The 12,694-nt window shown below is 67.4% G+C and carries 13 protein-coding genes; 11 read left to right on the top strand and 2 right to left on the bottom strand.

Annotation, left to right across the window (positions count from 1 at the left end):
* The first annotated feature begins 15 nt into the window (after positions 1–15).
* Genes truB through C5E10_RS05825 form a run of 4 tightly spaced genes read left to right on the top strand, consistent with a single transcriptional unit; the run spans position 16 to position 2,714 of the window.
* Positions 16–939 carry a tRNA pseudouridine(55) synthase TruB gene (truB, locus tag C5E10_RS05810; protein ID WP_104330831.1) on the top strand — a complete coding sequence of 308 codons (924 nt, stop codon included), beginning with the start codon at positions 16–18 and terminating at the stop codon, positions 937–939.
* Complete coding sequence (locus C5E10_RS05815) at positions 936–1,322, top strand: hypothetical protein (RefSeq protein ID WP_104298639.1); 387 nt, start codon at positions 936–938, stop codon at positions 1,320–1,322. Before truB ends, C5E10_RS05815 begins: the two co-directional genes overlap by 4 nt.
* Positions 1,319–1,771 carry a hypothetical protein gene (locus tag C5E10_RS05820; RefSeq protein ID WP_104330832.1) on the top strand — a complete coding sequence of 151 codons (453 nt, stop codon included), beginning with the start codon at positions 1,319–1,321 and terminating at the stop codon, positions 1,769–1,771. The genes C5E10_RS05815 and C5E10_RS05820 overlap by 4 nt, the downstream gene beginning before the upstream one ends.
* Positions 1,755–2,714, top strand: a complete 960-nt coding sequence (locus tag C5E10_RS05825) for a bifunctional riboflavin kinase/FAD synthetase (RefSeq protein WP_104330833.1) — start codon at positions 1,755–1,757, stop codon at positions 2,712–2,714. The genes C5E10_RS05820 and C5E10_RS05825 overlap by 17 nt, the downstream gene beginning before the upstream one ends.
* On the opposite strand, the gene C5E10_RS05830 is transcribed toward C5E10_RS05825, so the two are convergent.
* Positions 2,702–3,376 carry a maleylpyruvate isomerase family mycothiol-dependent enzyme gene (locus C5E10_RS05830; RefSeq protein WP_181062664.1) on the bottom strand — a complete coding sequence of 225 codons (675 nt, stop codon included), beginning with the start codon at positions 3,374–3,376 and terminating at the stop codon, positions 2,702–2,704. The genes C5E10_RS05825 and C5E10_RS05830 overlap by 13 nt on opposite strands.
* A 265-nt stretch (positions 3,377–3,641) precedes the next feature.
* On the opposite strand from C5E10_RS05830, the gene C5E10_RS05835 reads away from it, so the two are divergent.
* Together C5E10_RS05835 and C5E10_RS05840 are read left to right on the top strand one after the other, a co-directional pair.
* Positions 3,642–5,798: a DEAD/DEAH box helicase gene (locus C5E10_RS05835; RefSeq protein ID WP_104330835.1), complete on the top strand. Its 2,157-nt coding sequence runs from the start codon at positions 3,642–3,644 to the stop codon at positions 5,796–5,798.
* A 51-nt stretch (positions 5,799–5,849) separates the two neighbouring features.
* Complete coding sequence (locus tag C5E10_RS05840) at positions 5,850–7,346, top strand: aspartate ammonia-lyase (RefSeq protein WP_104330836.1); 1,497 nt, start codon at positions 5,850–5,852, stop codon at positions 7,344–7,346.
* Between the two features lie 136 nt (positions 7,347–7,482).
* Here C5E10_RS05840 and C5E10_RS19105 read toward each other — a convergent pair whose 3' ends face one another.
* Positions 7,483–7,947, bottom strand: a complete 465-nt coding sequence (locus C5E10_RS19105; protein ID WP_181062665.1) for a hypothetical protein — start codon at positions 7,945–7,947, stop codon at positions 7,483–7,485.
* A 168-nt stretch (positions 7,948–8,115) separates the two neighbouring features.
* Here C5E10_RS19105 and C5E10_RS05845 point away from each other — a divergent pair, with 168 nt between their 5' ends.
* From C5E10_RS05845 to ppk2, 5 genes are all read left to right on the top strand, one after another.
* Positions 8,116–9,297 carry a PrsW family intramembrane metalloprotease gene (locus tag C5E10_RS05845; RefSeq protein ID WP_160072139.1) on the top strand — a complete coding sequence of 394 codons (1,182 nt, stop codon included), beginning with the start codon at positions 8,116–8,118 and terminating at the stop codon, positions 9,295–9,297.
* Positions 9,294–10,568 carry a PrsW family intramembrane metalloprotease gene (locus C5E10_RS05850; RefSeq protein ID WP_181062666.1) on the top strand — a complete coding sequence of 425 codons (1,275 nt, stop codon included), beginning with the start codon at positions 9,294–9,296 and terminating at the stop codon, positions 10,566–10,568. The genes C5E10_RS05845 and C5E10_RS05850 overlap by 4 nt, the downstream gene beginning before the upstream one ends.
* A gap of 3 nt (positions 10,569–10,571) precedes the next feature.
* Positions 10,572–10,946, top strand: coding sequence for an FKBP-type peptidyl-prolyl cis-trans isomerase (locus tag C5E10_RS05855; protein ID WP_068480291.1), 375 nt, complete (start codon positions 10,572–10,574; stop codon positions 10,944–10,946).
* A gap of 110 nt (positions 10,947–11,056) precedes the next feature.
* On the top strand, positions 11,057–11,326 hold the full coding sequence (gene rpsO, locus C5E10_RS05860; protein WP_104241461.1) for a 30S ribosomal protein S15: 270 nt from the start codon (positions 11,057–11,059) through the stop codon (positions 11,324–11,326).
* Positions 11,327–11,438: 112 nt separating this feature from the next.
* Positions 11,439–12,521 (top strand): polyphosphate kinase 2, encoded by a 1,083-nt coding sequence (gene ppk2 / locus C5E10_RS05865; protein ID WP_258071009.1) that lies wholly within the window; start codon positions 11,439–11,441, stop codon positions 12,519–12,521.
* Positions 12,522–12,694: the final 173 nt, after the last annotated feature.

Here is a 12,694-nt window from a genome sequence, read left to right on the forward strand (position 1 = left end):
TAGAATGTTGGGGACATGACGACTCCACCTCCTGGCCCGAACGGCATCCTCCTCCTCGACAAGCCGCAGGGCCCGACCAGCCACACGCTCGTCGCGATGACCAGGCGGGCTCTCGGCACGCGGAAGGTCGGCCACGCGGGCACGCTCGATCCCATGGCATCCGGACTCATGATCCTCGGCGTCGGGGGAGCGACCCGCCTGCTCACCTACTTCGTCGGCGACGACAAGGAGTACTTCGCGACGGTTCGTCTCGGCGTGTCGACGAATACCGAGGACGCCGAAGGCGAGCTCACGGCGACAGCGCCGGCAGGAACAGTCGCTGCGGTGACCCCCGAGCGCATCGAGGCGGCCATGGCCGCCCTGCGAGGCCCGATCAGTCAGATCCCGTCTTCCGTCAGCGCGATCAAGGTCGACGGGGTTCGCGCGTACAAGCGGGTGCGCGACGGCGAGGAGGTCAAGCTGGCCGCGCGAGCTGTGACGATCTCGGAGCTCGAGCTGCTGGCCTCGCGGAGTGGGCTTGCCGGAGAGACCCCGGTGCTCGACCTCGAGGTCCGGGTCGCCTGCTCATCGGGCACCTACATTCGCGCCCTCGCACGGGACCTCGGCGACGCACTGGGCACGGGGGCGCATCTCACCGCGCTCAGGCGCTCTCGCGTGGGGGACTTCGGCATCGCCGACGCGGTCGCGCCGGACGCCCAGGACCTCGAGCTTCGGCTGCTGAGTCCCGCAGCGGCCGCCCTCCGGCGCTTCCCAGCCTTCGAGGCGACCGCTCAGCAGGCCACGGATCTTCGCAACGGCAAGAAGCTCCGGGTGGCAGACGGCACCGAGGACGGCCTCCTCGCGGCCATCGACCCGGAGGGCAGCCTCATCGGCATCGCCAGGGCATCCGCCGGCGTGCTCAAGACCGAGTTCAACATGCCGACAGGAACCGGCTCGTGATCGAGTGGTTCACGTGGGTCCTCTGCCTCGTGAGCGCCGGGGCCGGCATCCTGTGCCTCATCGCCGGTGCGAGCGGTCGCAAGCCGGGAGACGTCACGGTCGGCGCCGTCGCACTCGTGGAGCTGCTGCTCGTGGTGCAGTTCGTGATGGCGCTCATCGCGCCTGCGACCGGCAACGAGCCAGTCGGCGACGCGCTCGAGTTCTGGATGTACTGGGTTGTGGCCGTGATCATCCCCCCGGCCGCTGTCTTCTGGGGGCTCGTCGAGCGCACGAAGTGGTCGACCATCATTCTGGGAGTCGCGGCGCTCACGATCGGCGTCATGGTGTTCCGCATGCACCAGATCTGGATCGGCGCCAGCCCGTTCATCGGAGTCGCGTCATGATGCGCGCGCGTGGATCGAACGCTGCGGGGAGCGCCTACCGCGGCGCCCACGGCGCCGGTCGTGTGCTCGTCGTGGTCTACGCGGTGCTGGCGCTCGCATCGATGGGACGCAGCTCCTACCAGCTGCTGTCGAAGCTCGACGAGGCGCCCCTCGCCTACTCGCTGTCAGCCGCGGCCGCCCTCGTCTACCTGCTCGCGACCATCGCGCTCGTGCGGCACGGGCGGGCGTGGAACCTCGTCGCGTGGTGCACGATCGTGTTCGAACTCGTCGGCGTCCTCGTGGTCGGGTCGCTCACCGAGTTCCACCCGGAACTGTTCCCTTCGGATACCGTCTGGTCGGCTTTCGGGGTCGGCTACGCGTATATTCCTCTTGTGCTCCCGATCCTCGGCATTGCATGGCTCGAGACGGGACGATCGAGACGAAAGAGGGAACGTGCGGCTGTTCACTGACCTGGCCGAGCTGCCAGCGGAGCCGACGCCGAGCGCTGTGACGGTCGGCAAGTTCGACGGAGTCCACCGGGGCCACAGTTGGCTGCTCTCGCGGCTCGTCGAAGAGGCCTCCGCGCGCGGAATCGAACCGGTCGCGGTCACCTTCGACCGGCACCCGCTCTCGCTCATCAAGCCCGGCGTCGAGCCCGAGCCGATCACCTCGCTCTCACAGAAGATCGAGCTCCTCGAGAAGACAGGCCTCAGCGCGACCCTCGTCCTGCCGTTCGACGACGAGCTCGCCGGGATGAGCCCCGAGGCGTTCGTGCGCGAGGTGCTCGTCGGTGCTCTGCACATGCGCCTCATCGTCGTGGGCAAGGACTTCCGCTTCGGGGCCAAGGGCGCAGGAGATGTCGATCTCCTGCGTGAGCTCGCCGCGACGAGCGGGTTCGAGATCGTCATCGCCGACGACGAGACGGCCGAGGACGAGCGCTCGCACCTCGAACGGCGCGCTTCATCGACCTGGGTTCGGGAACTGCTCGCCCTCGGCGACGTCCGCGGGGCCGCCGAGGTGCTCGGCCACCATCACTCGCTTGTCGGCGAGGTCGTCCACGGCGCCAAGCGAGGCCGCGAGCTCGGGTTCCCGACCGCCAACCTGTCCCCGGAGCTCGAGGGGCTCATCCCCGCAGACGGCGTGTACGCGGGGTGGTTCCGAGGCGGTGACGTCGAGGCCCCAGCCGCGATCTCCATCGGCAACAACCCCACGTTCGACGGGGTGCCCCGCAAGCAGGTCGAGGCGCACCTCATCGGCGAGAGCATCGACCTCTACGGGCTCGTCGCAGAGCTCGAGTTCGTCGAGCGCATCCGAGGCATGGAGAAGTTCGACAGCATCGAAGCGCTGAAGGACCGCATGGCCCTCGACGTCGAAGAGGCTGCCGAGACGCTCGGCGGGAGCTACGTCGTCTGACTCGGTTGCTCGTCGAGCGTGACCTCGCGACCGAAGAGCCTCAGCACGATCCGCGCGGCGGTGGCCTCGAGCACGGGGCCCTTGTCACCGATCTGCCAGCGGGCGTCCGTGGCGCGGAGGCGGTTGCGCTTGGCGAGCGAGGCCGCCGAGGTCAGCGGAACTCGTGTTCGGACGAGTGCGACCGCGCTCGTCGACCGCGGGCTGAGGCGGATGCGCAGGCCAAGCGCCTCGGTCATGTCGTAGGTGTGGACGACGGCTTCCGTGAGCTCGGAGATTCCCGCGCGGTTCGGCGAGACCACCTTCTCGGCGGCGATCGCACGGATGCGGGCGACGAGCTCGTCGGTCGGGGCCGCGCCCTCGCGCTTGGCGACGTCGTCGAGGTAGGAGTCCACACGCAGCCCGTTGCGGATCACGCCTCGGGAGGCGTCGCGGAGGAGCGTCGAGGTGGGGGAGCCGAGTCGCCACGTGAGGTGACCCGCGACGTCACGGACGCTCCACCCCTCGCACTTGCTCGGCGAATCCCATTGCTCAGCGGTCAGGCCGGCGAGGAGGGCAGCAGTGCGGTCGAGCGTCGTCGCGATGTGAGCGCTCCAGTCGCCTGCGACCCGCTTCGACGGCGTGAAGTACGGCCGGTCGGGATCTGGGAAGGGGCGTTGAGGCACCTGACGATTATCGCACCAGAGCGGAGTCTGTGCGGGGCAACGACACGTCGTTCCCGAGTCGAAACCTGCGGGTCGCCTGGCGTACACTGTGATCGCCGGTGCCTGAGGGAATCTGAACTCTCCTCGTCACCTGCATGACATCCGGGAGCTCGTCACTCGAGTGGGCCGACGCCCGCCTCACTGCCGGTCGCCGCGTTCGGCGCCGATGCTGCGACCTCCGCCCGGCTCAACTTCCCGATCCCTGCCACGTTGCATAAGGAGGGGCATGTCTCGTAGGACACGCGCCCAAGCCGGCGGTCGTGCCGGCGTTCACACGCCGCCGCGGAACCGCAAGCCGGTCGATAACACCGGTGTCATCCCACAGCTCGCGAAGGCGGCGCGGGAGGTCGAGGCCTCGGCGCAGCGAGGCAAGGTCTCGCCGTCGAACCGCACCAAGTTCCAGGTGATCGCGCTGCTGATGCGCGAGGAGCGCGCGAAGGCCAAGGAGACGAGCGAGCTCAGCGAGCACGACCGGGCGGAGGCGCTCAAGCGCCTCGACGGCCTCGCCTCGATCCTCGCCAAGACCGCCGCGCGCGACACCTCGCTCATCAGTCTCCTCGAGCCAGGCGCTCCGGTCAGTGAAGCCGCGAAGGCGCTGCGCAAGCAGATGCTCTTCGCCGGTGGCATCGAGATGGTGGTCGACGAGCAGCCCGAGCCCGAGGCCCAGGCTGAGAAGCTGCCGCCGGAGATCGCCCAGCGACAGGTCCTCCCGGGCTCCGTCAAGGCGCGGACCCGATCGAACCCGTTCCTGGCGCCAGTGCTCACGAGCGTCAACTCCACGGCTCCGCACTACTCGAGACTGTCCAACTGGGAGCTGCTCGGTCCGCTCCTCCGCGCGTTCGAGACGGGCGCAGGCGGGAACGCTGCATCGATGGAGCTGCCGCCGGCTCCGCGTTGGGACCGCATCTCGCCTCCCGGCCAGGAGCTCATGGATCACCAGGCGAGACTGCTTGCGAGCGTCGCCGACGGACACCGGGCCTACCTGCTCGCGGACGAGCCCGGGCTCGGCAAGACGGCGCAGGCGCTGCTCGCCGCGTCGGTCGCCGAGGCCTACCCACTGCTCTGCGTCGTCCCGAACGTCGTGAAGACGAACTGGGCTCGAGAGGTCCAGCGGTGGACCCCGAACCGTCGGGTCACGGTCATCTCCGGAGACGGTCAGGGCATCGACGCCTTCGCCGATGTCTTCGTCGTCAACTACGAGATCCTCGACCGCCACCTCGGCTGGCTCACGTCGCTCGGATTCAAGGGCATGGTGCTCGACGAGGCGCACTTCATCAAGAACCTGCAGTCGCAGCGGTCGCGGCTCGTCATGCAGCTCGCGAACAGCATCAGGGCTCGCGTGCCCGGTGCCGACCCGCTGCTCATGGCGCTCACCGGAACGCCGCTCATCAACGACGTGGATGACTTCAAGGCGATCTGGCAGTTCCTGGGGTGGCTCGAAGGCGACCGGCCCTCGCAGCTGCTGCTCGACCGTCTCGACGAGACGGGACTCGTGCCCAGCGATCCCGGCTTCCTGGCGGCGGCCCGGCAGACGGTCATCGATCTCGGGATCGTCCGCAGGCGCAAGATCGACGTGGCCGCGGATCTCCCGGCGAAGCGCGTCGTGGACATGCCCGTCGAGCTCGACTCGGACGAGGGCAGGAGCATTCGCGCAGCCGAGGCGGCACTCGTCTCGCGTCTGCTCGAGCGGTACCGCCGGATGGCAGCCGCTGCTGGGCTCGAGCCCGGCGCCGTCGACCTGGATCGCGTTCGCATGATCGCCCGCCAGGAGGTCGAGGAGTCGAAGGCCTCATCGACGGGAGCCAGTATCTTCACGATGCTCCGCACCATCGGCGCGGCGAAGGCCCGGCTCGCGGCTGAGTACGCCGGTCAGATCGCTCGCTCGGCTGGCAAGGTCGTGTTCTTCGCCAAGCACATCGAGGTCATGGATGCGGCGGAGCGGACGTTCGCGGAGAACGAGATCTCCTCGGTCTCCATCCGAGGCGACCAGACCCCGGCAGCGAGACAGGCCGCGATCGACGCCTTCCAGAACGACCCGAGCGTGCAGGTCGTCGTCTGCTCGCTCCTGGCCGCTGGAGTCGGGTTGAACCTGCAGGCTGCGTCTGACGTGGTGCTCGCCGAGCTCAGCTGGACTGCCGCGGAGCAGACCCAGGCCATCGACCGCGTGCACCGTATCGGCCAGGAAGAGCCGGTCACCGCGTGGCGCATCGTCGCGGCGCAGACCATCGACGCGCGCATCGCCGAGCTCATCGACAACAAGCAGGGCCTCGCCCTGCGTGCCCTCGAGGGAATCGACGCGGGCGAGCTGTCGGCTGACAGCATCCAGGTGGATGCGCTTGCGAGTCTTCTCGAGTCGGCGATCCGAGGAGTGCGTCGGCAGTAGGCTGAGGTCAGCGCGGAAACTCAGACGACGAAGTTGGAGGACCATCAGGTCATGTCAGAAACGCAGGAATTCCGTGTCGAACGCGACTCGCTCGGCGAGATGCGGATCCCCGCAGGTGCCTACTGGGGTGTGAACACCGCCCGCGCGCTGGAGAACTTCTCGATCAGCCGACGTCAGATCAGCGTGTACCCGGACTTCATCGTCGCCTACGCGCAGGTCAAGCAGGCCGCGGCCCGCGCCAACCTCGAGATCGGCGTGCTCGACCAGGAGCGCTCGTGGCTCATCGATCGCGCATGCCAGGACATCATCGACGGCAAGCTGCACGAGGAGTTCGTGGTCGGTGTCATCCAGGGCGGTGCCGGGACGAGCACCAACATGAATGTCAACGAGGTCATCGCGAACCGCGCGCTGGAGCTTGCCGGTCGCGAGTTCGGAGACTACGAGTTCCTCTCGCCGAACGACCACGTGAACCGATCGCAGTCCACGAACGACACGTACCCGAGTGCGGTCAAGGTCGCGCTCGTCCACGCGACCGAGCGTCTCATCGACGAGTTCACGCTGCTGCAGAACGCGTTCCGCGTGAAGGGCAGCGAGTTCAAGCACATCCTGAAGATCGGCCGCACGCAGCTTCAGGATGCCGTGCCGATGACACTCGGCCAGGAGTTCAGCGGCTTCTCCACGACCATCGGCGAGGATATCCAGCGCCTCCGCGACGTGCTGCCGCTCCTGCTCGAGCTCAACCTCGGTGCCACGGCGATCGGAACCGGCATCACGGCTGAGGCGAGCTACGCGTCCGCCGTCATGCGTCAGCTCCGCAAGATCACGGGCTACAACGACCTGCAGACGGCGCACGACCTCATCGAAGCCACCAGCGACACCGGCGTGTTCATGTCGCTCTCGAGCGTCATCAAGCGCACCGCGATGAAGCTGTCGAAGATCTGCAACGACCTCCGGCTGCTGTCGTCTGGGCCGCAGGCTGGCCTCGGCGAGATCAATCTGCCCGCGCGACAGGCTGGCTCCTCGATCATGCCCGGCAAGGTCAACCCGGTCATCCCCGAGGCGGTCAATCAGGTCGCGTTCGTCATCGCCGGGGCGGATGTCACGGTGTCCATGGCATCCGAGGCTGGGCAGCTGCAGCTCAACGCATTCGAGCCGGTCATGCTCCACACGCTCATGCAGAACTCCGCCTGGCTCCGCCGCGCCGCGCGCACCCTGCGCGTGAACTGCATCGACGGCATCACCGCCAACGAGGAGCTGCTCGCGTCCCGCGTCTCCAGCTCCGTCGGCGTGGTCACGGCGCTCACGCCCTACATCGGCTACTCGGAGGCGTCGAAGCTCGCGAAGGAGGCCCTGAACACCAAGTCGACCATCGCCGATCTGGTCGTCGAACGCGGGCTCCTGAGCCGGGAGGAAGTCACGAGCATCCTCTCGCCCGAACGGCTCTCCGGCATCCAGGCCGTCACGAGCGCGATCCCGATCATCACGCAGGCCCAGGCCACGGCTCTCGAGGACAGCCTCGACCGAGCCGATCTGCGTGACTTCTCCTAGCGCTGCTGGCGCGCGCCCGTAGAGGGCGTCACCACAGCAGATCGGCCCCTCCGGCGCAGTGCACCGGAGGGGCCGATTCGTTCCCCGCGCTGTCGGTCGAGGGCCGCGTGAGCCTCAGAGCTCGACTTGGCCCGAGCTACTCGGGGCGCTTGCCTTCGGAGTCCTGCTCCGGCGTCGACTCGCCCTCGGCGGCTGCATGGCGTGGCGAGCTCGTGTCACCGGGGGAGAACATGGCGTCTGCGTCGTCGTCCTCGAACGTCTCGAGGACATCTTCGCGGGCCTGACCAGCGCGCACCAGCGTCTGCACCTGCGACTCGATGCTCTTCTCGACCTCTTCCTCGACCCGACGCTTGACGTCGTCGAGACCATCGTCGACCCGCTTCCGCATCTCGTCGAGCTGCTCGTCGACGCGCCGACGCATGTCGTCCAGCTGGGTATCGCTGCGGCGCCGAAGGTCTTCGGCGGACACCGTCATCCGCTCTGCGAAGGCCTTCGACCTATCGCCGATGTCTTTCGCGACTTCTTCCGCGTGCACTCGACTCGTGCTGATCCCAGCGATGAAGCCGACAGTGGCACCGAGAAGAAATCCGAGACGCATCATGCTCCTAATCTACCGTGCGCTGAGCCCGGACGACTGGTCGTTCGCCTGACCCGCGTCCGCTTGGCTATGCTGACCGCAGCGAGCCGACGAGGCGGGGAGCCCCGTGCGCGCCGCGAGGCCCGAATGTCTCTGCTTCGGGCAGCCACCCCAATGCACGGAGGACCATCGATGAGCAGTGCCACGTCAGTCGCGCCGAAGCGGCGCAGAAGGCTGACTCGGGGCAGGCTCACCTGGCTGCTTCTGCTCGGCTTCGCTGTGCTGCTCTCCGTCGGGGTCGTCGCCTGGCTCTTCAGCGAGCTGCGCTTCGCCGCGCTCACGATGGCGATACCCGCTCTCGTGCCGCTCGGGCTCGTCCTCACAGCTGTCTGGTGGCTCGACCGCTGGGAGCCCGAGCCGCGGATCCTGCTCGCCTTCGGACTGTTCTGGGGTGCAGGGGCCTCGGTTGTCGGAACGCTCGTCACCGGCGGGATGATGCTCGACGTCGCCCGGTCATACCTGGCAACCGAAGGCGACGTGAGCAAGTTCTCCGTGCTGATCCAGTCGCCGATCTCCGAGGAGTCCATCAAGGCCGTCGGCCTCTTCCTTATCCTGATCTTCGCGCGGAGGCACTTCGACAGCCCGCTCGATGGCTTCAGCTACGCGGCCGTCATCGGCGCCGGCTTCGCCTTCACGGAGAACATCATCTACTTCTCGCAGGCCGCGGAATCGGCGTCGGGCTTCGCATCGACGTTCATCGTTCGCGGCATCCTCTCGCCATTCGCGCACGCGCTCTTCACCGGCATCACCGGCATGGCCATCGGCTGGGGAGCCCGAAGAGGCGGTTGGCGGCGGCCGATCCTCATGGGCCTCGGCGGGCTCGTCATCGCGATCCTGGCGCATGCCTTCTGGAACGGCGGAAGCCTCCTCATCCTCCCGCTGCTCGGGGTCGACCCGAGCAATCAGTTCGGCTGGCTCATCTTCTACCTCGTCGTGCAGCTGCCGATCTTCCTGCTGCTGGCCTGGTTCCTCGTCAAGCTGCACGACCGTGACCGCCTCATCATCGTCGACCGTCTGGGCGAGTACGCGGATGCCGGATGGTTCACGACGTCGGAGGTCGCGATGATCGGGGACTGGAGCGCGCGCGAGCAGGCGTTCGCCTGGGCCAAGTCCGTGAGCCCCGAGGCCGACCGCGCGATGCGCGGCTTCGTCCAGGACGCGTCGAGGCTCGCCTTCGCCCGCGAGCATGCCAGGGTCAACAAGCGAGACCCGAATCGGAGAGTCGTGGAGAAGCGCATGCTCGACCGAGTCAAGGAGCACCGGTCGCAGCTCGCGGCCTTCGGCGCGGCCGGGCCAAGGGTGGCCACCTCGTGACCGGACCCATGCACGCGGACGGGCGTTGGAGTGCACCAGCCGGTCAGCGCCAGATCGACCCCCAGTTCGTCCTGCCGCAGGCCCCGACGAAGGGCGAGCTGGCGATGCGCATCACGACGATCGTCGTCATGTGCCTGGCCGCGCTCATCATCGCCGTCGTCCTGTTCCTCGCGTATCTCGGCAGCAGCGACGTCGTGCTCCTCGGCAGCGTGCTCGCCGCGCTCGTCCCGCTTTTCGTCGTGTGGATGGTCGTGTGGCTCATCGACCGATGGGAGCCCGAGCCGCGCATCCTGCTCATCGGCGCCGTGTTCTGGGGAGGCGGCATCGCGGTCGGTGGCGCGCTGCTCACGGGCCTGGTCCGTGAGGTCCTTCTTCCGGGAGCCCTGCCCGCCTGGTGGGGCCCATCTGTCGAGGCGCCCGTCGGCGAGGAGATCTGGAAGGGCCTCGGTCTCGTCGTCATCTACGCAGTCGCGCGTCGTCACTTCAACGGACCGACGGACGGCCTCGTCTACGGAGCTCTGCTCGGCGCGGGCTTCGCGTTCACGGAGAACATCCTCTACTTCTCCTCGATGTGGCAGGAAGCAGGGGTCGGGGGCTTCGTCGCCCAGTACTTCATCCGCGGCATCGCACTGCCGCTGCTGCACCCGATGTGCGTCTCGCTGACCGGCATCGGAATGGGCATCGGCGCCCGTCGCGGTGGCTGGGGCTCGGCGCTCGGCGGCTTCGCACTTGGTCTCATCCCCGCGATGGCTCTTCACGCGCTCTGGAACGTCGGCTCGGGTCTCGTCCAGCAGTCTGCCGGGATCCTGGGGCTCATCGCGTTCTTCGCGCTGGTCATGGTGCCGATCTTCCTCGCCTGGATCGTGACGATCCTGCTCCTGCGAAGGAAGGACGCCCGCATCATCGTGGAGCGCCTGTCCGAGTACGCGGCTGTCGGCTGGTACTCGCAGGCCGAGATCAGGATGCTCTCCACCATGCGCGGCCGATCAAGCGCGAGGTCCTGGGCGCGCCGCTCCGGGAAGCGCGCGGACAAGGCCATGCGTGACTTCATCACCGAGTCCACGCGTCTCGCGAGCGTCCGGCACCAGGTCGTCCTCGACCCGAATCGCACGAGCAAGCTGCTCGACGAACGGCTGCTGCTCCGGCATCTCGGGGAGCTCCGAGGCGAGCTGATCCAGGCACAGGCACAGGCACAGCCGCAGATGCAGCCGCAGACACAGCCGCACGGCGCGTCATCCGGGACTCGTCCAGGCTCCGGCGCTTGGATGTAGAGCATGACAAACACTGATCGCACCAAGCCAGAAGTCGACTTCCCGGGTGGAGAGGCACCAGCAGAGCTGGTCATCGAGGACATCATCGTGGGCGACGGGGCAGTCGCGGAGCCGTCTTCGACGGTCGACGTGCACTACCTCGGCGTCGAGTTCGAGTCCGGCGAGGAGTTCGACTCCTCGTGGAACCGTGGCGAGTCGGTCAACTTCCCGCTGAAGGCGCTTGTGCGCGGCTGGCAGGAAGGCATCCCGGGCATGCAGGTCGGCGGTCGCCGCAAGCTCGTCCTCCCGCCGCACCTCGCCTACGGCGCCGCTGGCGGAGGGCACCCGCTCTCCGGCAAGACGCTGGTCTTCATCATCGACCTGCTGGGCGTGAGCTGACCGCTCCCGATCTGCTATGCTCTTTCGGTTGCCGTGAAACGGCCGCGGATGAAGAGAGCTCGCACATTGTGTGCCGAGCGCCGCGCAACGAAAGAGAAGGGGGTCTGTCAATGGCACTAAGCGCTGAGGGCAAGAAGGCCATCATCGAAGAGTACGCAACGCACCCGGGTGACACTGGTTCCCCTGAAGTTCAGGTTGCCATCCTCACCACGCGAATCAAGGAGCTCACCGAGCACCTCAAGGAGCACAAGCACGACCACCACTCGCGTCGTGGTCTCCTCCTGCTTGTGGGTCAGCGTCGTCGTCTGCTCGGCTACCTCGCCGACGTCGACATCTCGCGTTACCGTTCGCTCATCGAGCGACTCGGCCTTCGCCGCTAAGCACTTTCTGCGAAGAGCCCCTGCCATCGGCAGGGGCTCTTTTCGCGTCCAGTGGTGGCTGGTCAGCCACATGGGGGCCCAGGCGTCGGGGCGCGGCGTTAGGCTGAGCGACATGGCAGCCCCTCGAACTCCAGCAAAGCCGCACGCAGACGCCAAGGGCCAGACGAAGGCCTCGGAAGCAGGCAATGACGCCCTCCTGAAAGCCGGCGCACCGGACTCCACCTCGACGAGTCGCGCTCGAAAGCAGGGTGCTGGCTCTCAGGCCGCGTACCGGCTCAACCGTGCGGGCATCCCGGACATGACCCCGGAGGTGGACGAACTCGCAGAGCTGCGCGACGAGGACCCACTTGGCGAGGCCTGGCGCCACGGCTATCCCTACGACGCCAAGCTGCCGCGCAAGGAGTACGAGAAGCAGAAGCGCGCGCTGCAGATCGAGCTCCTGAAGCTTCAGACCTGGATCAAGGAGACGGGGCAGAAGGTCGTCATCATCTTCGAGGGTCGGGACGCGGCAGGCAAGGGAGGCGCGATCAAGCGCTTCATGGAGCACCTGAACCCCCGCGGTGCGCGCACCGTCGCGCTCGAGAAGCCGACGGAGAAGGAGCAGACGCAGTGGTACTTCCAGCGCTACGTCGAGCATCTGCCTTCTGGGGGCGAGATCGTCCTGCTGGATCGCTCCTGGTACAACCGCGCGGGCGTCGAGCGGGTCATGGGGTACTGCACCCCGACCGAGTACCTCGAGTTCACGCGTTCCGCTCCTGAGTTCGAGCGGATGCTCGTCAACTCCGGCACGACGATCATCAAGTTCTGGTTCTCGGTGGGCCGGGCGGAGCAGCTTGCGCGCTTCGCTGCTCGTCGCGATGACCCGGTGCGCCAGTGGAAGCTGAGCCCAACCGACCTCGCGTCACTCGACAAGTGGGACGAGTACAGCGAAGCCAAGGAGGCGATGTTCTTCTACACGGACACCGCCGAATCGCCGTGGACGGTCGTCAAGTCGAACGACAAGAAGCGGGCGAGGCTCGAGGCCATGCGCTACGTCCTCTCCCAGTTCGACTACCCCTCGAAGGACGAGAGCATCGCTCACACTGCTGACAAGAAGATCGTCGGGTCGCCGAGCAAGCTCTACGACGAGGGGGAGAAGCCGACGGGCGAGTTCCCTCTCCTGAAGGAGCTCCCTCGCGCGTCTCGCAAGAAGTAGGGGCGCCCGCGCGGCACTCGCCGCACGGGTTCCAGCTGCTCGCCGCCCTCCGCTGGTAGAGTCAGCAGCGCAATCACTCAAGATACGCGGGGCGGCGAGTAGCTGGTCCTCGGTGGTGGGTTCCTGTCGCAGCGCTAGAGGCGCTCATGCGGCAGTGGTCTTCTACTGACGAT

The sequence above is a fragment of the Pseudoclavibacter sp. RFBG4 genome (assembly GCF_002931515.1).
In the GTDB taxonomy this organism is placed as follows: domain Bacteria; phylum Actinomycetota; class Actinomycetes; order Actinomycetales; family Microbacteriaceae; genus Pseudoclavibacter.